The 21582-nt window shown below is 62.4% G+C and carries 22 protein-coding genes; 7 read left to right on the top strand and 15 right to left on the bottom strand.

Annotation, left to right across the window (positions count from 1 at the left end; translation table 11 throughout):
• The first annotated feature begins 149 nt into the window (after positions 1 to 149).
• Together ACQRBV_RS04205 and ACQRBV_RS04200 are read left to right on the top strand one after the other, a co-directional pair.
• Positions 150 to 383, top strand: coding sequence for a hypothetical protein (locus tag ACQRBV_RS04205; protein ID WP_411985753.1), 234 nt, complete (start codon positions 150 to 152; stop codon positions 381 to 383).
• A gap of 172 nt (positions 384 to 555) precedes the next feature.
• A complete protein-coding gene (locus tag ACQRBV_RS04200) occupies positions 556 to 1344 on the top strand; it encodes a transporter substrate-binding domain-containing protein (RefSeq protein ID WP_411985752.1) in 789 nt (262 codons plus the stop codon).
• An 18-nt stretch (positions 1345 to 1362) separates the two neighbouring features.
• Here the strand turns inward: ACQRBV_RS04200 and ACQRBV_RS04195 are convergent, their stop codons facing one another.
• The 5 genes from ACQRBV_RS04195 to ACQRBV_RS04175 form a co-directional block, all read right to left on the bottom strand.
• Positions 1363 to 2106: a YkgJ family cysteine cluster protein gene (locus tag ACQRBV_RS04195; RefSeq protein WP_104995552.1), complete on the bottom strand. Its 744-nt coding sequence runs from the start codon at positions 2104 to 2106 to the stop codon at positions 1363 to 1365.
• 111 nt (positions 2107 to 2217) lie between these two features.
• Positions 2218 to 2700, bottom strand: a complete 483-nt coding sequence (locus ACQRBV_RS04190) for a GNAT family N-acetyltransferase (protein ID WP_411985751.1) — start codon at positions 2698 to 2700, stop codon at positions 2218 to 2220.
• Positions 2701 to 2703: 3 nt separating this feature from the next.
• Complete coding sequence (locus tag ACQRBV_RS04185) at positions 2704 to 3606, bottom strand: chemotaxis protein (RefSeq protein ID WP_060753894.1); 903 nt, start codon at positions 3604 to 3606, stop codon at positions 2704 to 2706.
• A 111-nt stretch (positions 3607 to 3717) separates the two neighbouring features.
• A complete protein-coding gene (locus ACQRBV_RS04180; RefSeq protein ID WP_411985750.1) occupies positions 3718 to 4692 on the bottom strand; it encodes a 2-hydroxyacid dehydrogenase in 975 nt (324 codons plus the stop codon).
• Positions 4693 to 4891: 199 nt separating this feature from the next.
• Positions 4892 to 5854, bottom strand: a complete 963-nt coding sequence (locus tag ACQRBV_RS04175) for a LysR family transcriptional regulator (protein ID WP_060753892.1) — start codon at positions 5852 to 5854, stop codon at positions 4892 to 4894.
• A 182-nt stretch (positions 5855 to 6036) separates the two neighbouring features.
• Here ACQRBV_RS04175 and ACQRBV_RS04170 point away from each other — a divergent pair, with 182 nt between their 5' ends.
• The 4 genes from ACQRBV_RS04170 to ACQRBV_RS04155 are packed head-to-tail and all read left to right on the top strand — an operon-like array spanning position 6037 to position 10809.
• The gene (locus tag ACQRBV_RS04170; protein ID WP_411985749.1) at positions 6037 to 7548 is read left to right on the top strand and encodes an efflux transporter outer membrane subunit; all 1512 of its coding nucleotides are present in this window, start codon (positions 6037 to 6039) and stop codon (positions 7546 to 7548) included.
• Between the two features lie 10 nt (positions 7549 to 7558).
• Positions 7559 to 9748, top strand: coding sequence for an FUSC family protein (locus tag ACQRBV_RS04165; RefSeq protein WP_411985748.1), 2190 nt, complete (start codon positions 7559 to 7561; stop codon positions 9746 to 9748).
• A complete protein-coding gene (locus tag ACQRBV_RS04160) occupies positions 9738 to 9938 on the top strand; it encodes a DUF1656 domain-containing protein (RefSeq protein ID WP_060753889.1) in 201 nt (66 codons plus the stop codon). The genes ACQRBV_RS04165 and ACQRBV_RS04160 overlap by 11 nt, the downstream gene beginning before the upstream one ends.
• Before the next feature lie 10 nt (positions 9939 to 9948).
• Positions 9949 to 10809 carry an efflux RND transporter periplasmic adaptor subunit gene (locus ACQRBV_RS04155; RefSeq protein ID WP_411985747.1) on the top strand — a complete coding sequence of 287 codons (861 nt, stop codon included), beginning with the start codon at positions 9949 to 9951 and terminating at the stop codon, positions 10807 to 10809.
• A gap of 35 nt (positions 10810 to 10844) precedes the next feature.
• On the opposite strand, the gene ACQRBV_RS04150 is transcribed toward ACQRBV_RS04155, so the two are convergent.
• From ACQRBV_RS04150 to ACQRBV_RS04125, 6 genes are all read right to left on the bottom strand, one after another.
• A complete protein-coding gene (locus ACQRBV_RS04150; RefSeq protein ID WP_411985746.1) occupies positions 10845 to 11747 on the bottom strand; it encodes an HlyD family secretion protein in 903 nt (300 codons plus the stop codon).
• Positions 11744 to 12496: an ABC transporter ATP-binding protein gene (locus tag ACQRBV_RS04145; protein WP_060753886.1), complete on the bottom strand. Its 753-nt coding sequence runs from the start codon at positions 12494 to 12496 to the stop codon at positions 11744 to 11746. The genes ACQRBV_RS04150 and ACQRBV_RS04145 overlap by 4 nt, the downstream gene beginning before the upstream one ends.
• A gap of 6 nt (positions 12497 to 12502) precedes the next feature.
• Positions 12503 to 13633, bottom strand: a complete 1131-nt coding sequence (locus ACQRBV_RS04140) for an ABC transporter permease (RefSeq protein WP_411985745.1) — start codon at positions 13631 to 13633, stop codon at positions 12503 to 12505.
• The gene (locus ACQRBV_RS04135) at positions 13633 to 14985 is read right to left on the bottom strand and encodes a TolC family protein (protein WP_411985761.1); all 1353 of its coding nucleotides are present in this window, start codon (positions 14983 to 14985) and stop codon (positions 13633 to 13635) included. The genes ACQRBV_RS04140 and ACQRBV_RS04135 overlap by 1 nt, the downstream gene beginning before the upstream one ends.
• Positions 14986 to 15222: 237 nt before the next feature.
• Positions 15223 to 15624: a hypothetical protein gene (locus ACQRBV_RS04130; RefSeq protein WP_060753883.1), complete on the bottom strand. Its 402-nt coding sequence runs from the start codon at positions 15622 to 15624 to the stop codon at positions 15223 to 15225.
• Entirely contained in the window at positions 15621 to 16811 is a 1191-nt protein-coding gene (locus ACQRBV_RS04125; protein WP_411985744.1) for an MFS transporter, read from the bottom strand. Before ACQRBV_RS04125 ends, ACQRBV_RS04130 begins: the two co-directional genes overlap by 4 nt.
• A 112-nt stretch (positions 16812 to 16923) precedes the next feature.
• On the opposite strand from ACQRBV_RS04125, the gene ACQRBV_RS04120 reads away from it, so the two are divergent.
• Positions 16924 to 17781, top strand: coding sequence for a LysR family transcriptional regulator (locus tag ACQRBV_RS04120; protein WP_161548239.1), 858 nt, complete (start codon positions 16924 to 16926; stop codon positions 17779 to 17781).
• Here ACQRBV_RS04120 and ACQRBV_RS04115 read toward each other — a convergent pair.
• The 4 genes from ACQRBV_RS04115 to ACQRBV_RS04100 form a co-directional block, all read right to left on the bottom strand.
• Positions 17778 to 18590, bottom strand: coding sequence for an SDR family oxidoreductase (locus tag ACQRBV_RS04115; RefSeq protein WP_090366655.1), 813 nt, complete (start codon positions 18588 to 18590; stop codon positions 17778 to 17780). The two genes, ACQRBV_RS04120 and ACQRBV_RS04115, sit on opposite strands and share 4 nt — an antisense overlap.
• A 13-nt stretch (positions 18591 to 18603) precedes the next feature.
• Positions 18604 to 19068 carry a hypothetical protein gene (locus ACQRBV_RS04110; RefSeq protein ID WP_060753879.1) on the bottom strand — a complete coding sequence of 155 codons (465 nt, stop codon included), beginning with the start codon at positions 19066 to 19068 and terminating at the stop codon, positions 18604 to 18606.
• 255 nt (positions 19069 to 19323) lie between these two features.
• Positions 19324 to 20775 carry a mannose-1-phosphate guanylyltransferase/mannose-6-phosphate isomerase gene (locus ACQRBV_RS04105; RefSeq protein ID WP_060753878.1) on the bottom strand — a complete coding sequence of 484 codons (1452 nt, stop codon included), beginning with the start codon at positions 20773 to 20775 and terminating at the stop codon, positions 19324 to 19326.
• A 150-nt stretch (positions 20776 to 20925) separates the two neighbouring features.
• The gene (locus ACQRBV_RS04100; RefSeq protein WP_198760490.1) at positions 20926 to 21582 is read right to left on the bottom strand and encodes an alginate O-acetyltransferase AlgF; all 657 of its coding nucleotides are present in this window, start codon (positions 21580 to 21582) and stop codon (positions 20926 to 20928) included.

Raw genomic sequence — 21582 nt, 5'->3', positions numbered from 1 at the left:
GCAAAGTGACCGCTGTCTGACGGCGCTGTCAGTTAAGGTCCGACCATTCGTACGACAATAGATAAAGATACGAGGGCCGCAGGTATACTGCGCGCCAGTGTGGCCTGCAAGCCGGTCCCTCTCCATTTTTTGCCCGCTCCGGAGCTTTCATGACTTCCCCGACCCAACCCGCTGTTGAAGCGACCGACCTCGTTGATACGGCCAATCCCGACGGCGTTGAAAAAGCCGAGATCCCGGCTTTCAAGTTCCCTTTCAAGCCGGGTGAACTGGCCGGGGCCAAGAATGCCGGCCAGCCTTGGTACAAGGGCGGTGTCAAGAATGGTCATACCAAGACGCCAGGTATGGCGCCACCCGGTACTCGCCGTTCCATGGGTAAACGTTAAGAGTAAAAAATCGCGGGCAATACCGATCATTGCCTACGGCAATAGCTGAAATTTCGTATTGTCGGCCCGCGGACCTTTCTTGAAAGCTTGCACGGTATCCGCTTCGCTCCGGTTGTTTTTGCCGGAGCGAAGGTGAGATGAGGCTGGCTTTTCCGGAAAGGATATCCCCCTGATGCTGAAACAGCTCTGTGTTGCGTTTGCCGTATTACTGCTGCTCGTCATGTTCAGCACTGCCGCTGCCAGTGATCCACCCAGACACGAAATCCGTTTTGCCGTCGCCGCGCATTTTCCCCCGTTTCAAAGCCGCAATCAGCAAGGCCAACTGGTGGGGCTGAATATCGAATTGGGCAACGCCCTGTGCGTGCAGCTCAATGTGCGTTGTACCTGGGTTGACCAGGTGGTTGTGGAAAACTTCCCTGCCCTTGAAGCTCGGCAATTCGACGCGATCATGGGCATGGCGCCGACATCGGCCCGGCGCCAGTGGGTGAACTTCACGGATGATCTCTACCCGATCACCACCCGCCTGGTGGCTCGTAGATCATCGGGTCTGACTCCGGATCGGCGATCGCTCAAGGGCAAGCGTGTCGGTGTCCTGGTGAAAAGTAACCGTGAAGCCTTTGCCCTCTCGCAGTGGGCGCCGGCAGGGGTGACCATCAAGAGTTTCTGGCTCAATGACCAGCTGGTTCGCAGCCTGGTCGCGGGTGACATCGATGCGACGCTGCAAGGTACTGTGGAAATCCGTGAAGCGCTGCTCGACACACCCGACGGCCTGGGTTTCGACTTCCTCGGCCCTGTCGTCTCGTCGCAACTATTGGGTAACAGCGTGGCGATTGCGGTGCGTAAGCCCGATACGGCGTTACGCAGTGAACTCAACCGTGCGCTCGAACAACTGATGCAGAACGGCGAGTACCGACGCATCCTGCACTCTTACCCTGTTAACGGGCTGCATGCCTGTCCATGATCGCCCGTTTCCCCATGGTCAGGCGGCGCGCAAGGAGATGAATGCATAGTTGGCAGGCACTTCGGTAACGATTTGTGCCCCGGCATCCAGCACCTGTTCGGCGATATCCATCCCGGACACATGAAACACCCACTCATGGGCCGCATACGGCTGGTCAACCGCCAACTCGATCGCCTGGGTAAAGGCGTGCATGTCCGGTAAGTAGGCCGTAAAACCGTCACCCTTCAGCGCTGTGGTGCGGATGCCGAGTAAGGCGCACACCGCCTCTTTGGTCTGTACATCATCACGGTCAGCCTGGCGTGAGCGACGAATCAGCTCCGCCAACGCAGGGTCCGTCAGCTCACCCCCGACGATCAGGGCCGGCCCTTGTTCCCAGGATTCCGGTGGGCAATCCTTGGCCGCCGGGTTCAGCGGAATATGCGGGTTGATTTCCATCGGGTATATCCGACACACCAGCGGGCGCCGCTCGTAGATGCCGCAGCGGTTGTCTTCGTCAAGATTCCGGCAGCGCCCGGCGTTGTAGGCGGCAAAGGTGATTGCCACTAATGCCTCGGTATTGCCGCTGGGCACTTTTACCGAACGGCGCTCGGCGTGTTCGCGCTGCTGCTGCGGCACCCCCAGGCCACTGGCCAGGAAACCTTCTACAAGAACGATCACATTACCGCCATCCGCCGCCCATTGCCGGGCTTCGTCGAGGGTCAGGGGGACGTGGTGGTCGGTGCAGCACTTGCCGCAACCTACGCAGGAAAAATGAGTGTTCATGGGCAAGTTCTGTCACCAGGCAAGGTCAGAGGGCACGCAGGAACGGTGACGGGTTTTTTACCTCTATCCACCATTCGGGCTCTCTTGAAGCAAGTTACACGCCAGTGCCTGTCAGTCCTCTATCACTACATCGCGTAGGACAAATCTCATACCTGCGCTTTCATAGAGCTGCCGCGCGCGCAGGTTGCTCTCCAGCACCTTGAGGTCCACATAGGGTTCGCCGCGCTGCTTGAACACTGCAAAGGCCAGCAGCAACAACGCACGCCCCAGCCCCTGGCCTTGGGCGCAGGGGTGAATCGAGAGGTTCTTGATAAAGGCGCTGGTCCAGCATTGAGCCACGCCGAGCACGCCGTCGGCGTTACTGGCCACCAGGCACAGCGTCGGGTCGAACTCGGCATCCGTGATGAATTGATGTTGCCATTGCTCCAGGCTGGCCACGCGACCGCCACCCTGGTCCTGGGTCAGGCGCAAGACTGAATGGATGGCTGGGGCCAGTTCGGCGCGGTAATGATCCAGCTCAATACCCGCCGGCCACTGTGGCGCGGGCAGGCTGCCCGTCAGGTCACGGCGCAGCAGCTGGAAGTATTCCCGCATGCCTCACAGACCTTTTTGCGCCACGCTCTGGGCGGCGACCACCAGGCATTTGGTCAGGTCTGGCGAGGAGAACTTGGTCAGCACCGCGTTGGCCCCGGCCAAGCGCGCTTTCTCGCTGTTCATCGCGCTGTCCAGCGAGGTGTGCAGCAGCACATAAAGGTCCTGGAAGTCCGGAGTTTCGCGCAAGGTGCGGGTGAGGGCGTAACCGTCCATTTCAGACATCTCGATGTCCGACACCAGCACGTTGATCTGCGCGTCAGTGCCTTGCAGCTCCAGCAGCACATCAATTGCTTCCTTGGCGCTGCGGGCGGTGTGGCAGGTCAAGCCGAGGTTGCGCAGGGTATGTACCGACTGTTGCAAGGCGACCTGGCTGTCATCCACCACCAGGATGCGGGCATGGCCGAGAACTTCGGCTTCTTCCATGGTCAGGTCGGTCGGCGCCGCTTCAATCGGGGCCGGGGCGATGCCATGGATGACTTTCTCGATATCCAGCACTTGCACCAACCCGCCTTCCACCTGGGTAACCCCAGTGATAAAGGCACGATTGCCACCGGAGCCATAAGGCGGTGGGCGGATATCAGTGGTCAGGCAGTGCACGATCTTGCTCACCGCCTGCACATGCAGGCCCTGCTTGGAGCGGCTGACATCGGTGACGATCAGGCAGCCGCCGTCGGGGTCTTGCAGGGGCATTTCCCCCAGGGCGCGGCTCAGGTCGATCACCGACAGCGAAGCGCCGCGCAAGGTGGCGATGCCTTTGACGTGGGGGTGCGACTCCGGCAGTCGGGTCAACGGCGGGCAGGGGATGATTTCACTGACTTTCAGCAGGTTGATCGCCATCAGCTTGCCGCTGCGCAAGGTAAAGAGCAGAAGCGAGAGTGAGTCTGCGCGGGCTTTGGTGGTGGACATAAAAACCTTCTGTGGATCAGGGACTGTGATCTGTAGCAGGTTATCGACTCGGGGGAGCCAGGCTTTAACCGGATTTTGTTGCTGGCCGGCTCCCCCCACCGTGGATCTGTATCAGCCCTTCCACACTTGTGGGTTCACCAAGTCCTGCGGACGCTGCCCCAGCAAGGCGCTGCGCAGGTTATCCAAGGCACGGTTGGCCATGGCTTCGCGAGTTTCATGCGTCGCCGAGCCGATGTGCGGCAGCGTCACGGCATTGCTCAGTTGAAACAACGGCGACTCGGCCAATGGCTCCTGTTCATACACATCCAGACCGGCACCGCGAATTTGCTGGTTTTGCAGGGCTTCGATCAACGCCGGTTCGTCGACGACAGGCCCACGGGAAATATTGATCAGGATCGCGCTGGACTTCATCAGTCCCAGCTCGCGGGTGCTAATCAGGTGGCGGGTCTTTTCGCTCAACGGCACCACCAGGCACACGAAGTCGGCTTCGGCCAGCAATTGGTCCAGGCTACGGAACTGCGCGCCCAGCTCCTGCTCCAGCGCCGTCTTGCGACTATTGCCGCTGTACAGGATCGGCATATTGAAACCCAGGCGACCCCGTCGGGCCACCGCTGCGCCAATATTACCCATGCCCACGATACCGAGGGTCTTGCCGTGCACATCGCAGCCGAACAACGGTGCGCCGACGCTGGCTTTCCACTGGCCGGCCTTGGTCCAGGCATCCAGCTCGGCCACGCGGCGCGCGCTGCTCATCAGCAGGGCGAAGGCCAGGTCGGCGGTGCTTTCGGTGAGTACATCGGGGGTATTGGTGAGCATGATCCCGCGCTCGTTGAAGTAGGGCAGGTCATAGTTGTCGTAACCCACCGAGACACTGGATACCACTTCCAGCTTGCTCGCCGCTTCGAGTTGCGCACGGCCCAGCCTGCGGCCCACGCCAATCAGGCCGTGGGCATGGGGCAGGGCGTCATTGAATTGAGCGTTGATGTCGCCGCGCTTGGGGTCGGGCACGATCACCTCGAACTCCTGTTGCAGGCGTTCGATCATGGGCGGGGTGATACGGCTGAAGGCAAGGACAGTCTTTTTCATTGCAGGCGGGCTCATCGACTACGGAAGAATGCCAAGCACGCTAACATTTATCCCCCCAACGCAACACCACTGTAGTGAGCGGGCTTGCCCCGCGCTGGGTGGCGCAGCCGCCCCAAACCCAGGCGCCTCGGTCTTTCTGAAACACCGCGGCGGACTTATCAGGGCGGCTTTGCCACCCAGCGCGGGGCAAGCCCGCTCACTACAAAGTCGCGAGGCGAACGCCGCTGCTCAGCTCATACGCGGCCAGCTCCGCCTGGTGCGCCGCCAGGATCTCCGGCAACGACCCGCGCAGGTATTCCACCCAGGTCTTGATCTTCGCATCCAGGTATTGGCGCGACGGGTAGATGGCGTACAGGTTCAGCTCTTGCGAGCGGTAGGTCGGCATGACCCGGACCAATGTGCCGTTGCGCAGGCCTTCGATGGCGGCGTACACCGGCAGCAGGCCGACGCCCATACCGCTGGTGATGGCGGTTTTCATCGCATCGGCCGAGTTCACCAGGAACGGCGAGGTGTTGATCGCCACGCTTTCCTGGCCTTCAGGGCCATTGAAAGTCCATTTATCCAGTTGGATCACCGGGCTGACCAGGCGCAGGCAGGCATGGTTGAGCAAGTCCTGTGGGCGCTGCGCGCAACCCTTGGCCTTGACGTAGTCCGGCGAGGCACACGCAATGCTGTAGGTGATGCCCAGGCGTTGGGACACAAAACCCGAATCCGGCAGCTCGCTGGCCAGCACGATCGATACGTCGTAACCCTCGTCGAGCAGGTCCGGCACGCGGTTGGCCAGGGTCAGGTCGAAGGTTACGTCGGGGTGGGTACGCCGGTAGCGGGCAATCGCGTCGATCACGAAATGCTGGCCGATGCCGGTCATGGTGTGCACTTTCAGTTGCCCGGCGGGGCGCGCATGCGCATCACTGGCCTCAGCCTCGGCTTCCTCGACATAGGCGAGGATCTGCTCGCAACGCAGCAAATAGCGTTTGCCGGCTTCGGTCAGCGCGATGCGGCGGGTGGTGCGGTTCAACAAGCGGGTTTGCAGATGGGCCTCGAGGTTGGAGACCGCGCGCGACACGTTGGCCGTGGTGGTATCCAGCTGCGCGGCGGCGGCGGTAAAGCTGCCGGCTTCGGCGACGCAACTGAACGCGCGCATGTTTTGCAAAGTGTCCATGGAGTGTTCTCAGGGGAGATGACAAATTGTGACAGAAAGTTACGCCGACCAGTGATCCCTACCAATGGATTATCGCCTGAACGGTAACAAAGATTCACAGGAATACCAGCTTATCGTCCTGCATGCCGCCGCCTAGAATTGCGCCACCTTCCCCGCACCACCACCTCAGGAATTCGCTTGCCGTGCCGTGCCGCATCAGCAGAGAGCTGAAGACTCTCAGTGTTTGGGCTTTATCGTTAGCAATCAGCGGCTGCATCGGAACCGGAGGCATTGCCCCACAAGGCCAGGTCCTCAACGCCAATACCCTGGCCACCGACGAAGCCATCCAGAACGCCGTCCAGGACGCCCACTGGCCCACCGCCCAGTGGTGGCAAGCCTACAACGACCCGCAACTGAACCGCTGGGTTGAACGTGCCACGCAAAACAGCCCGAGCATGGCCATGGCCGCCGCGCGGGTGCGTGAGGCGCGGGCCATGGCTGGGGTGGCCGAGTCGGCCGAGTCGTTGCAGGTCAACAGCGACACCACTCTCAAGCGCCACAACTGGCCCAAGGACCAGTTCTACGGTCCTGGCGAGTTGAGTGGCGCGAACACCTGGGACAACAGTTCCACGCTCGGCCTGAGTTATGCGCTCGACCTGTGGGGCCGTGAAAGCAATACCACGGAACGCGCTGTCGACCTGGCCCACATGAGCGCCGCCGAGGCGCGCCAGGCCCAGCTCGAATTGCAGAACAACGTCGTGCGCGCCTATATCCAGCTGTCGCTGCATTACGCCAGCCGCGATATCGTCGCCGCCACCCTGGCCCAGCAAGAGCAGATCCTGGAGCTTGCCAACAAGCGCCTGAACGCGGGGATCGGCACCCACTTCGACGTCAGCCAGGCCGAAACCCCATTGCCGGAAACCCATCGCCAACTGGACGCCCTGGACGAAGAAATCGCCTTGAGCCGTAACCAGTTGGCGGCGTTGGCCGGCAAAGGCCCGGGGGAGGGCGCGACCTTGCAGCGCCCGACGCTATCCCTCACCGCCCCGTTGAAACTGCCGTCCAGCCTGCCCGCGCAGTTGCTCGGCCAGCGCCCCGACGTGGTCGCCAGCCGCTGGCAGGTCGCTGCCCAGGCCCGGGGTATCGATGTCGCCCATGCCGGTTTCTACCCCAACGTGGATCTGGTCGGCAGCCTCGGCTACATGGCCACCGGTGGCACCGCGCTGGGCTTCCTCAGTGGGCAGAAATTCAACTACACCGTCGGCCCGGCGATCACCTTGCCGATTTTCGACGGTGGCCGCCTGCGCGGGCAATTGGGTGAGGCGAGTGCCGGTTATGACATCGCCGTGGCCAAGTACAACCAGACGCTGGTCAACGCGCTCAAAAGCATCAGCGACCAGTTGATCCGCCGCGAGTCCATGGACAAGCAGGCGGCCTTCGCCGCGCAGTCGGTGGCGTCGGCCCGGAAAACCTATGACATCGCGATGATCGCCTACCAACGCGGCCTCACGGATTACCTCAACGTGCTGAACGCCCAGACCTTGCTGTTCCGCCAGCAACAGATCGAGCAACAGGTGCAGGCCGCACGCTTGAGCGCTCACGCCGAACTGGTGACCGCCCTGGGTGGCGGCCTCGGGGCCGGCAACGATGTGCCGCAACCGGCCAAGACCCTCCCAAGCAAGACCCCGGCGGCGCTCGCCGTGTTTGACCACTGAGTAGCCTGTGATGACTCCTTTGCCTGCACCGCTGCGCTGGCTGCACTCCCTTGAGTGGCGCCGTGGTTTCTTCGACTGGGCGCGCAGCGACGGCGTGACCTGGGTCTACATCTTCAAGGTGCTGATCGCTGCGTTCCTCACCTTGTGGCTGGCCATGCGCCTGGAACTGCCGCAACCGCGCACGGCAATGATCACGGTTTTCATCGTGATGCAGCCGCAAAGCGGCCAGGTGTTCGCCAAGAGCTTCTACCGTTTCCTCGGCACCCTGGCGGGCTCGGCGGTGATGGTCTTGCTGATCGCCCTGTTTGCGCAGAACACCGAACTGTTCCTCGGCGCCCTGGCGATCTGGGTCGGCCTGTGTACGGCCGGTGCGACGCGTAACCGCAACTTTCGCGCCTATGGGTTCGTGTTGGCGGGCTACACGGCGGCGATGGTCGGCTTGCCGGCCCTGGCCCACCCGGATGGCGCGTTCTTGGCGGCGGTATGGCGCGTACTGGAAATCTCCCTGGGAATCCTGTGTTCCACGCTGGTCAGCGCGGCGTTCCTGCCGCAGACCTCCAGCGCGGCAATGCGCAATGCCCTGTACCAACGCTTCGGCGTGTTTGCCTTGTTCGTGACCGATGGCCTGCGTGGGCGCAGCCAGCGCGAAGGCTTCGAGGCCAGCAACGTGCGTTTTATCGCCGAAGCCGTGGGCCTGGAAGGGTTGCGCAGCGTCACCGTGTTCGAAGACCCGCATATGCGGCGGCGCAATGGTCGCCTCAGCCGCCTCAACAGCGAGTTCATGAGCATCACCACGCGCTTTAACGCCTTGCACCAATTGTTGGAGCGGCTGCGCACCGATGAGGCTGACCACGTCGTCGCGGCGATCAAGCCCGGTTTGCAAGTCCTGGCCGAAGTGCTCGACGGTTTTTCCGGCCGTGCCCTCACCAGCTCTGACGCCGCACGGCTGGCCAACCAACTGAGCGCCTACAAGGACGGTCTGCCGGCCACGGTGCGCAGCCTGCGTGCGGCCTTCCAGGAGGGCGAACCCACCGAGGCTGAGCAGCTGGATTTCCACACTGCCTACGAGTTGCTTTACCGCTTTGTCGATGACTTGCACAACTACGCGCTGACCCACGCTTCCCTGGCCGACCACAGCCACGCTCGGGAAGACTGGGACGAGCCCTATACGCCAAAGACCAACTGGCTGGCCTGCGCCGCTTCCGGGATCCGCGCGTCGTTCATCCTGATCGTACTCGGCAGTTACTGGGTGGCCACCGCCTGGCCAAGCGGCGCAACCATGACCTTGATCGCCGCCGCTACGGTCGGGCTGTCTGCGGCGACGCCCAACCCCAAGCGCATGGCGTTCCAGATGGCCTGCGGTACCTTGATCGGTGCGCTGGTGGGCTTCGTCGAAATGTTTTTTGTGTTCCCGTGGATCGACGGTTTCCCGCTGCTGTGCGTGATGCTCGCCCCCGTCATCATCTGCGGTGCGTTTCTCGCTTCACGCCCGCAATACGCCGGCGTAGGCGTGGGCCTGCTGATCTTTTTCAGCACCGGCTCGGTGCCGGACAACCTCACGATCTACAACCCCTACACCTTCATCAACGACTACATCGCGATGGTCATCGGCATGCTGGTGTGCGCGGCGGCGGGGGCGATCATTCTGCCGCCCAACAGTCGCTGGCTGTGGCGTCGCCTGGAGCAGGACCTGCGTGAACAGGTGGTGTATGCGATCAGCGGAAAGCTAAAGGGCCTGGCGTCGAGCTTCGAAAGCCGCACTCGCGACCTGCTGCACCAGGCCTACGGCCTGGCGGTCGGCCAGCCGCAGGTGCAGCGCGACCTGCTGCGCTGGATGTTCGTGGTGCTGGAAGTCGGCCACGCGATCATCGAGTTGCGCAAGGAACAGGCGATCCTGCCGGTGCACCCGGCGTATGCCGAATCCCAGCCGTGGCGCCAGGCGATCCGCGTGATGGGCCGCTCACTGGTGCGACTGTTCCTGCAACCCAGCGCGAGCAACCTGGAGCGCGGCCTGATCGCAGTCGACCACGCCATCAGCCGCGTGCAGGCCACCGACGAACCTTTCGCCCCGCACTTCGACACTTCGGCCCTGCGCCGGGTGAAAAGCTATCTGCATTTTATCCGCACCTCGCTGCTGGACCCGCAATCACCACTGGCGGCCCTCAAGGGCGCCACGCAAGGAGTCACGCATGCCCCGTGAAATCGCGTTCCACGGCCTCTACATGCCGACCATGACCCTGATGTTCCTGATCGCGGCGGGGCTGGCCTGGGGCGTGGACCGCTTCCTGGCCGGGTTCGACCTGTACCGTTTTTTCTGGCACCCGGCGTTGTTGCGCCTGAGCCTGTTCGTTTGCCTGTTCGGTGCCCTGGCGCTGACCGTCTACCGTTGAGAATGCCCCGATGAAAAAGTTTTTCAGTCTGCTTGCGACCTTGCTGGTGCTGGCCCTGGCCATCTGGATTGGCCGCACGCTGTGGGTGCACTACATGCAAACCCCGTGGACCCGCGACGGCCGTGTGCGCGCCGATATCATCAACGTCGCCGCCGACGTGACTGGCGAAGTGGTGGACGTGCCGGTGCGTGACAACCAACAGGTGAAAAAGGGCGATCTGCTGATGCAGATTGACCCCGAGCATTACCGCATCGCGGTCAAACAGGCGCAAGCGCTGGTGGCCTCGCGTAAAGCCACCTGGGAAATGCGCAAGGTCAATGCCCACCGCCGTGCCGACCTCGACGCCCTGGTGATCTCCAAGGAAAACCGTGACGACGCCAGCAACATTGCCGACTCGGCATTGGCCGATTACCAGCAAGCGCTGGCGCAACTGGAAGCCGCCGAACTCAACTTGAAGCGCACTCAAGTGGTCGCGGCCGTCGACGGTTATGTGACCAACCTCAATGTGCATCGGGGCGACTATGCGCGCATCGGCGAAGCCAAGATGGCCGTGGTGGATATGAACTCGTTCTGGGTCTATGGCTTCTTCGAGGAAACCAAGCTGCCCCACGTCAACGTCGGCGACCCAGCCGATATGCAACTGATGAGCGGCCAGACCCTCAAGGGGCACGTGGAAAGCATCTCACGTGGCATCTACGATCGTGACAACCCTGAAAGCCGTGAGCTGGTGGCGGATGTGAACCCGACCTTCAACTGGGTGCGATTGGCCCAGCGGGTGCCGGTGCGCATTCATATCGATGAGGTGCCCGAAGGCGTGCTGCTGGCGGCAGGCATCACCTGCACGGTGATCGTCAACCCGACGACCCGTTGAGCAGGCCGCGTTGCACGGCCTGCCCAGGCAAACGCCTACGGGCCGAACCGCACCAGCATGCGTTGACCGACCCGCAGTGACGCCGGCGGGGGCTGGTCGAACGCCAGGATACATTCGACCGTACGCATGTTGGCCCGCACCTGGGCGTCGTCTTCAAGGGTGCTGTTGCCCAGCACCGCACTGATGCGCACTACATGGGCAGACAGCGGTGCCGAGCCAATGCCGCTGTCATCCGTCACTTCGGCCCGCATGCCGGGGGTGACCACGCCGGCAAATGACTCATTCAGCTCGGCACGTAGGATACGCGGCTGGTTCGGCAACAATACGAAGGCCGCACCGGACTGCGCGGAGACCGCCGCGCCGGGCTGGATCAGGCGACGGACCACTTCGGCATCGATGGGCGCGCGAAGGCTGCGCCGGGTCAGTTCGTAGCGTGCTGCATTGAGCTTTCTCGTCGCGATGTCGGCTTGCACCTTATTGGTTTCGCTCTCGTCACGCAGCCGCTCGACCGCCTCGTGGGCCTCATCGGCACTTTGCTGGTCGCCGGCGCCTGCTCCGGCGGCCAATGTCAGGCGCTTGGCCTTCTGTTCGGCGAACTTGAGCTGCCTGGCCAGTTGTTTGGCTTGTACCTGCACCTGTTGTTGCCCGGTCAGTGCAGCACCCACCGCCAGTTGTTGCAGCTCGCTGTCCAGGGTGGCGAGCAGTTGGCCTTTTTTGACCTGCTCGCCTTCTTTTACCTTGATCTCATTAACCACCGCGTCGGAAGTGAAGCCGAGCTTGAGCAGGCCGCCTTCCACGTCAATGCGGCCACGGGCGACCGCCAGGTAGCTGGGGGCCGATGCGGCTGGGTTTGCCGGTTGATCTTCACGGGAGCAACCCGCGAGCAACAACAGTGCGCTACTCAGAACCAGCCATGGGCGAAGCGAACGCGAGTTCATACAAAATGTTCCTGGGCACCGGCCAGCTTGGCGGGTGGGAAGGGTTGGGAGTGATCGTTCAGGATGCGGCCGTCTTCAATGCTCAGCACCCGGTCGGAACTGCTGATCAGACGCGGGTCGTGGCTGACACACAGCACCGTGGTCCCGTGTGTGCGTGCGATCCTGTGCAAAATGTCGATCACGATATGGCCGTTGGCGGCGTCGAGCGCGCTGGTCGGTTCGTCGGCGAACAGCAGTTCGGGCTCTTTGGCCACGGCACGGGCGATGGCGACACGTTGCTTTTCGCCACCGGACAATTCGGCCGGGCGCAGCTTCATGCGCGCACCGAGCCCGACTTCTTCCAGGGCCGCGATGGCGCGCTGGCGTACTTCTTTGTGAGGCAGGCCCAGGTAGCTCAACGGCAGTTCGACCTGTTGCAGTGCGGTCAGGGCCGGGAACAGGTTGAAACCCTGGAACACAAAGCCGGTGTGCTTGAGGCGAAAACGCTCGAGTGCCTGGTTGTCCAGGCTTGCCAGGTCTTGCCCCAATGCGGTGGCGCTGCCCTGGTCGGGGCGTTGCAAACCACTGAGGATCGCCAGCAGCGTACTTTTGCCGCAACCGGACGGGCCTGAGATCAGGGTCAGTTCCCCTGGCCGTATCGCCAGGGAAATATCGTGCAGCACGGGCGTCACGATCCGGCCCGAAGTAAACGACTTGCTGATACCACGGGCTTGAAGCGTGATGGCGGTTGCCGATGTCGAGAGGCTCATGGGCAGTTATCTCAGAAGGCTTGCCGGGTCGGCGTGGCGTAAGGTGCGGATGGCCGCTAGGCCCGACACCAGTGCCAGGATCATGCTCAGCAGCACGCACGCCAGAGCCGCGCCGGGCGAAAGTTGCAACGGCACGTTGTAGTGCGCCGCCATGACAAAGAACAGCCCCGCCAGCACCGAACTGCCGAGCAACCCCAGCGCCCCGACCCAGAACGCCTGTTCCATCACCACTTTGCGCAGGGCATTGACCCCCACGCCAAGGGCATTCAGGGTTGCGTACTCGCGGATCGAACCGACAATGGCGGCCACCAGTGTCTGGCTGGTGATCACGGCGCCGACCAGAAAGACGATGCCTGCCAGAAACAACACGCCTGCACCGGCGCCCGTGTCGAACATCCAGTACATCTGCGAGCGCTGGGCGAACTGCTGGGCGCTCCAGACTGCGTAGTTGCCGAACCCGGCACCGCCGCCCAGGCGCGCGGCAACGGCTTCGGCCTGGCTCGGGTCGCGCACTTTGGCGACCAGGTACGTCATGCGGTCCGCCGTGGCGGTGGCGTCGAGTTGTTGCGCCGTGGCGAGCGATGCCAGCACGTTGACCCCGCCCAGCGCACGCAGGCCGCTGGTAACGCCGACCACATGCACGCGCTGGCCGTTGATGATTGCGCTATCCCCCAGCTTGACGCCCAGGCTGTCCAGGTCGGCGCGGTCCACGATCACGGCGCCGGGCTCATCCAGGCGGGCACGCAGCAGGGGTGGCAAGGTCCGTTCAAACATCAGGCCCTGGGGCCCGGCATCAATGCCGCAGACGTAGACCGACACGCCACCGGTATCGCGTGCACCGCGCCAATCGGCATCCACCCAGCGGAACGACTCCACCCGCTGGATATCGGCATCCATGCGCAGGCGCATTTCTACATCGGCATTGATCGGCCGCCCGAGGTTGACGCTTTGCGTACCGGGATAACCGACCCAAAGGTCTGCCGTGGAGCCGGTGATATACACACTGGCACTGCCGAAGATGCCCAGTACCAGGGCCGTCTGGAGCAACTGCAGCAAACCTGCAAAGCCTACCGCGATGATCGCGGGCAGGAAGCGGCGCCACTCATGCACCAGTGTCAAACGGGCAAGCGCCACCATCAGTCAGCATCCTTAAGCGTGGTCGCCGGTAACGGCGCGCCACCGAGCGCCTTGTAAAGCGCGACGTAGGCGACATCCCTTTGGGTGGTCGCGTTGTCGGCCTGTTGCTTGGCGCGCAGCGCTTCCACCTGGGCGCCCGTCAGTTCCAGCGGGCTCATCAAACCCAGGTGGACGCGCTGTTGCGCCGCTTCCAGGCGGCTATGTGTCGCGGCATAGACCTGTTTGGCCGATTGCTCGCGCAGACGCAGTTGCTCAAGGTCGCCCAAGGCGATTTCGGCTTCGGCAACGCCTTGCAGTACCGCTTGCCGATACGCCAGCACGGCGGCCTTCATCTGATGATTCCTGGATTTGGCGGCGGCGGCCCGCTGGCCCCAGTCGAACAGCGGGATACTGATCCCGGGCCCGGCCGAGAAAATGCTGTTGCCGCTGGGCGTGTGCTTGCGATTGCTGGCAATATTCAGCGACCACTGCAACGACGTGCCCAGGCTCAGGTGCGGGTACATATCGGCACGGCTCAACCCGAGTTCACCGGCGGCGATCAACACCTCGGCCTCGGCGCCGGCAATTTCCGGACGTGTGCGCAACAGGTCCGCCGGCAGGCCGTTGAATTGCCGTTGGCCAAGTGTGGGGGCGTAGCCGGGTTGCAGCCAACCCGCGTCGGGTTCCGGTTGCCCGGTCAGTAGCGCCAATTGTTGCGCATGGCTGTTGATCAGTTGCCGTGGCTCGGTCAGCAGCATCTCCGTCTGCGCCAGTTCAGCCTCGGCGCCGGCCACATCGCCCTGAGGCGCCAGTGTGAGTTGCTGACGTACCTGCAACAGTTGCAACTTTTCATGCTGGGTGTCGCGCACGCTCAGCAGCGCGCGTTCTGCCTGTTGCGCCGAGCGCAGTTCGATCCATTGGCGCACAACCTCAGCCACCAGCGACACCTGCACGCTGCGCAAGTCGGCAACTATGCGCGCCTCGTTACCCTGGGCCACGCGGTCGGCGCTTTGTCCGGCGCCAAACAGCGGCAGTTCCCACTGCGCGTCAAAGCCGATCAGGAAGTACGACGTGCTGGTATCAGGGCTGATCGCATCGTGAGTCTTGATCCCCAGCGAGGGCAGATACGGCGATTGCGCATGTTGGCGCAATACCCGTGCGGCCCGCAGGCGCTCGACGGCGGCGGCGACATCCAGGTTGTTTTGCAGGGCTCGCGCCACCAGCGCATCCAGCTTGGGGTCATTGAATGCGCGCCACCACTGGTTCAGGTCGGGGGCCAGCGGCGACCCGGGAGGCGGCGCGTTGCGCCACGCTTCGGGTGGGGTGGGTTTCAAGGCCGGCAAGGGGGCGACTGAACAGCCGGTCGTGACCATCAACAGCAGTGACAGTGAGCATAACGTCCGGCAAGAGCGCGATAGGTTAAAAGGCTTGATTGGTTTCACCCAGAAGCTTCCAGGACTGTTTTAGAGGATCGATGCGGACTTCGATCAACGACCAGCCGGATAGGGGCGAGGTGTTTGTTGAGTCAGGAATCAGGGCGCAACTTTACGCAATGCGCCCGTTCAGGGTTGTAGCAAAATTGTATTGCTCTGTAATGAATGACCCTGGAGTCACGCCTGGCAGTAGGTTTCATGCAGGTGCCGCCATAGCAGCGCACCGCTGGCCTGCTTCTCGAACACCACGGTGGCCCGCCGATCCGTCCGGGTACCGCTGTCATCGATCTGAAGCTCGCGGTAAGTGACTGTCGCACCGTTGGCGTGTTGATCAATCCCGGTCATTTCGCTCAGGGTGATTTTCAACCCTGGACGCATGCCACCCAGGCGCGTGAACAGCGCATTGACCCCGGCCGCATTCACCCTGGCGCCGGTGGCGGGTGCCACCATGCTGAATTCGGGCGAGAAGCGCGCCAGCAGGCTCGGCAATGTTCCTTCAGGCGCCACTCCGGCAAACCATTGCTCGATCTGGATGTGGGTGTGGATCACTTCGTCGAAAAAAATACGGTAATCATTCATGGCTGTCGCTCACTGGCAGGATGAAGCAGTGCGCGGACTCTGGACGTATCCAGGCGTGACACTGCGAAGACGGGCAGCACGGTCAGGGCTGCGGCTATCGTGAAGGTTGTCGCGAAAGAATCCAAGGCCGACAACAGCGCACTGAGCGCCGCGGCGCCAAGGCAGAAGCTGATTTGCCGGTTGATGTTCCACAAGGCGCTGGCATGACCCATATGGGCGGCGGGAATATCCAGAAACGCCAGGGTTTGTGCGGTGCTGCTACACAGGCTGCCACCCAGGCCCATCAATACATAGGCAACAATAATCACGCTGGGTTCGGGGTTGTTCAGCAAGAGAATGCCGCCGCATTGCAGGGCCATTCCCATCAGCAACAAGGGTTTGGGGCCGCAACGATTGAACAGTTTTTTGCTGAGGAAAATGGCCAGCGCCGACGCCAGCGCCCACGGCAACATCATTGCGCCAGTGCGTGTTGCGTCATAACCCAGGCTGCGCAAATAGAGAATGGCGATCAGGCTGGTACCGATAAACACGCCGGGAATGAACAGATAAACCAGCATTGCCACCCGCAGCATCGGGCTGCCGGCTTGTTTGAAAATACTGCCGATGTCCAGCGCCGTGCGCACGGCGGTCGGCACGTCAGGTTTTATCCACAACATGGTCAGCAACCCGGTGACCAGCGCCAGCGGCAGGTTGGCATAGAAGATCCAGCGCCACGACACGCTGTCGACGATCAGCCCGCCCAGCGCCGGCGACAGTGCCGGCACCAGCAACGCCACCGACATCACCCGCGCCGTCAGTTGGCTGCGCTCCGCTGCCGGAAATTGCCGATAAGCCATCGCTTGCCCCACCGGAATCAGCAGCCCGCCACCCAAGCCTTGCAACGCACGCCAGCCAATCAGCGCTTCGATCGAGCTTGCCTGGCCGGCCATCACCGAAGCCCCGGCGAACAACAGCAGGCTGCTGGCAATCAACGTGCGCTCGCCCAGGCTCGCCGCCAGCCACACACTCAATGGAATGATCAACGTGAGGCCGAGCATGTAGGCGTTGCTGACCCACGCCAGTTGCGTCACCGAAGCCTGTAACTGGCGGGCGATATCCGGGTAGGCGACGGTAGCGACAAACATGTTCACCAGGTCCAGGGCGAAGCCCAGCAAAAAGATCCAGGCGACTTTCGAGCGGTAGGTCATGAACGTGATCCTGCGAGTGAAGCGGGCAGGGTAGGCCACATGTTCACTTTGGAATACATCGGTTTGCCTGCTAGTTTGTCAAAAATATTTTGACAAGTGAGGGGGGTTGCCCATGGTCAGCCTGGACCGATTCGACACCTTCAAAGCCGTGGTAGAAGCCGGCTCGCTCAGCGCGGCCGCCGACCTGTTGGGCCAGACCCGTGCCGTGGTCAGTTTCAACCTCAAGCGCCTGGAGGCCGAACTGGGCGTTACCTTGCTCACTCGCAATACCCGGCAACTGGCGCTGACAGACGCCGGCGAGCGCTTCTATCAGCGCTGCACGCGGGTGCTGCTGGAAGCGCAACTGGCGATCGAGGATGCCCGTTCGGAACACGCCCAGCTCAAGGGCACGCTGCGCATCACCACGACCGTGGACTATGCGCTGGCCGTGGTGGCCCCGGCGGTCGAGGCGTTCCGTCGACTGCACCCGGACTTACATATTCACTTATCCACATCGTCCACTCACGCCGATTTGATTTCGGAGCGTTTTGACGTGGCGATCCGGCTGGGGCGCCTTGCGGACTCCAATCACCGCGCCGTGCAGCTGTCGACCTACGAGGTATTGGCGGTTGCAGCGCCAGCGTTTGCCGGGGTTCGAACCCTGGACGAGTTGGAGCGCTTGCCCAAGCTGGGGCATGGCCGCCTGACGGAGTTGAACGTGACCGGCCCGACCGGTGACCCGCACTCCTATCGCATCGGCCCGGCGGCACTGGTCGCCGACAGTGCCGCCGTGCTCCAGGCCTTTGCCGTGCGCGGCCACGGTGTCGCGGTGCTGCCGCAGTGGCTGGTGCAAGACGATCTGCGGTCGGGGCGCTTGGTGTGCCTGTTGCCGGACCATCGCTTTGCCCCGCAAGGGGTTTATGCGATGTATCCGGATACGCGGCATTTGCCGCAGAAGGTGCGGGCGTTTATTGATTTTATGAAAGGCTAGAGCGTCCGCGTCAGCCCGAAGCGTTTCATCAGGATTTTCTCCAGCAGCGCCTTGGGCAACAACGCGGCCATCAACGGCAACGCCCGGCTGCCGTTGCCCGAACGCAACAAGCGTGGTGGTTCGTTCTGTTGCACCGCCTTGAGCACATCCGCCGCGAATACATCGGCGGGGGTCGGCTTGTCCTGGGAGGCCTGGCTGCGCGCTCGAATGCCCTCGCGCAGCGGCCACCACGGCGATTGTTCGTTGATCAACAGCTCTGCCTGGGCGCCGGCATTTTTGGCGAAACGGGTGTTGATCGCTCCCGGTTGGACTTCCATCACCCGCACACCAAACGGCGCCAACTCCATGCGCAGTGCATCGCTCAAGGCATGCACGGCGGCTTTGGATGCGCAGTACGCACCGGCAAAGGGGGTCACCAACACGCCCGATACGCTGCCGATATTCACCACCAGGCCTTGGCGACGACGCAGGGCGGGAAACAGCGCCTGGGTCACGCCGACGATGGAAAAAACGTTGGTTTCGAACTGGCGTTGCAAGCCGTCGGTGCCGCCATCGAGCAAGGGGCCCATGGCGCCATAACCGGCGTTGTTCACCAGCACATCCAATTCGCCCAGTTGTTCGGCCAGGCGCTGCAAGGCGGCACTGTCGTTGACGTCCAACGGCACGGCATTGAAGCCGGCCGCGGCCAGGCTGGTCACATCGTCCTGGCGGCGGGCGCTGGCCCACACCTCGTAGCCTGCGCTCTTGAACGCGTCGGCGAGGGCGCGGCCAATGCCGCTGGAGCAACCGGTGATGAGTACATTAGGCATGATCAGTCCTTTGTCAGTCCGAGAAACTGCCCTGCAGGTGCTCGGCGCGAAATTCCAGGGTTTGCGGGCGGTAGCCGGGGCGTAGCGGCGGCGTGGGCAGGCAGTCTTCCCAGGTCTCACCGGCCTGCAGTTCGCCGGGGCCGCGATAGCGTGGAGCGGCGTAGACGTTGTCGGCCAGGTTGACCGTGTCGCCGGGTGCATAGGCGGCCACGCGCCAGCGCAGTTCGGTCAGGGGTACGTCGTTGGTGTTCTTCAGGGTCAGCTTCAACGGGCGGTCAGCCTGGCAATCTTGTGGCGCATAACTGATACGAAGCTCCAGGCGCGCCAATTGCGACGCTTCGCGGTTATCCAGCCACACCACCCAGATCGCCACGCACCCCAGGCCGACAGCGGCGGCGAGGGAAACCGGCAGCGCCTTGGCGGGGTAGCGCAGCAGCAGGATCAGCCAGGTGATGATCAGGAGAACGCCGAAGAACATGGAGACCACCTCGAATAGGGAACGAGCATCCTAACTTAAGCGTAGGCGGGTTTGGGTTGCTTGAGTGCGATGTTGCCTGGGCTGATGTCATCGGGAGCAAGCCCCCTCCCACATTTTGATTTGTGAACACATTCAAGTGTGGGAGGGGGCTTGCTCCCGATGGGGGCACTGAAGGCCCCAAAGAAAAAGCCCCCGCCCAACCGGCTGCGGATAGGGGACGCAGTCGGCTGGGCGAGGGCTTCTTGTACGACTGTTTTACTGCGCGATAGTTTTCACCGAAACACCTCGTTCAACCGGCGTCGAGCGTCCGTAGATATCTTCGAACCGCTCGATATCGTCCTCGCCCAGGTAGCTGCCCGACTGCACTTCGATGATTTCCAGCGGGATCTTGCCCGGGTTGCGCAGGCGGTGCACCGAGGCAATCGGGATGTAGGTGGACTGGTTCTCGCAAAGCAGGAACACGTTCTCGTCACAGGTGACTTCAGCGGTGCCGCTGACCACGATCCAGTGCTCGGCGCGGTGGTGGTGCATTTGCAGCGACAGGCAGGCCCCCGGCTTCACCGAGATGTGCTTGACCTGGAAGCGTCCGCCCATGTCCACCGAGTCGTAGGAGCCCCACGGACGATAGACTTCACAGTGGTTCTGGGTTTCGCTGCGGCCTTGCTCATTGAGGGTGTTGACCATCTGCTTGACGCCCTGGACCTTGTCCTTGTGGGCAATCATCATCGCGTCTTTGGTTTCCACCACCACAATGTTATCGAGGCCGATCACCGACACCAGTTTGCCGTTGCCATGCACCATGCAGTTGCGGCTGTCCTGGATCACCACGTCGCCTTTGCTCACGTTACCGTTGGCGTCTTTATCGTTGACCGCCCACAGCGAGGCCCAGCAACCCACGTCGCTCCAGCCGGCGCTCAGCGGCACGACGCAGGCGCGTTGGGTTTTTTCCATCACGGCGTAGTCGATGGAATTGTCCGGGCAGCAGGCGAAGGTGGCTTCGTCGAACGTCACGGTGTCGGCATCCTGCTCACTGCGCTCGAGGGTCAGTACGCAGGTGTCGTAGATGTCCGGGTCGTGCTTTTTCAGTTCTTCGAGGAAACGGCTGGCGCGGAACAGGAACATGCCACTGTTCCAGAAGTAACCGCCGCTTTTGACAAACTCCACGGCCCGTTTTTCATCGGGTTTTTCCACGAACTGTTGCACGCGGCTCACACCCTCAGGCAGCAGCGAGTCGTTGGTGGACTTGATATAGCCGTAGCCGGTTTCCGGGCGGGTCGCCGGTACACCGAACAGCACCATTTCGCCCCGCTCGGCGGCCACGGTCGCCAGGGCCAGGGCGCGTTGCAGGGCTTTCTGGTCATCGATGACGTGGTCGGCCGGCAGCACCAGCATCAGTTCGTCGCGGCCTTCATTGACCAGCATCATCGCAGTCAGGGCCACGGCCGGTGCGGTATTGCGCCCGAACGGCTCCATCAGGATGCGCTGGCTTTCCAGGTTGCGGGCGTTGAGTTGCTCATTGACGATGAAGCGGTGCTCTTTGTTGCAGACCACGATGGGGGTGTCCATGCCTTCGAACACCAGGCGCTCCAGGGTTTGCTGGAACAGCGTGTGTTCGCCGGTCAGGGCCAGGAATTGCTTGGGGAACTGTTTACGCGAAAGCGGCCAAAGACGTGAGCCGCTACCACCGGAGAGAATTACTGGGATCATGGGTGTTTCTCCTTGAATCGATATGGGTCAGAGCCTGTGGGAGGGGGCTTGCTCCCGAAAGCGGCGTGTCAGTCGGTACATCGTTTGATGAACCTGCGCATTCGCGAGCAAGCCCGCTCCCACAGGGGGAGCGTCAATTTCAGAATCTAATCAGCGGGTCGACACCGGGCGTTTCACCCAGACTGGCGAGATGCTCGAGCCGGAGCCCGTCACATACAGCACCGCCGCTTCACCACGTTCCAACGCAACCGGCTTCACATCGCCGACTTTCTTGTCTCCGTCATACAACGCCAGGCTGACTTTCACCGGGTTGATCTCACGCTCGCCACGGCCCTTGGCGGCCACCGACTGGACCACGTCGGTCTTGCCGTCGGCGGTTTTCAGGGTCAGGGCCTTGTCGCTGAGGTTCTGCACGCGTACCAGGGATTTCTGCTTGTTCTTGAACGGTGGTTCTTCGATCAATTGCGGCTGCCCGCTACTGCTGTTGACCAAGGTGTAGTAGTGGTCCGGGGCGAGTTTGACCGGCACGGTCTGGCTGCCGACCTTGGCGCTGTAGTCACCGCCGGGCATGAAGCTGAAGTCGCTGCTGGAAAGTGGTGCGACATCGCTCAGGTTGGTCGCGCCGACGGTGGCGCTGACCTCTTGGTTGGACGCGTTGTAGATACGTACGAAGCTCGAGCCTTTTGGCGCGGTCGGGCCGTAAAGCGCCGCGTCTCCACCGGCAAAGGCGGACATCGAGACGATGCTCATACCGGCAGCCAGGGCCAGGGTCTTGGCGAGACGACGAGGAGTAGTAGTGAAAGTCAT

This window comes from Pseudomonas sp. R11F, assembly GCF_050312575.1.
GTDB lineage: Bacteria > Pseudomonadota > Gammaproteobacteria > Pseudomonadales > Pseudomonadaceae > Aquipseudomonas > Aquipseudomonas palleroniana.
Note: the sequence above shows the minus strand (reverse complement) of the source record. Positions and strands in the feature narration are given on the sequence as shown.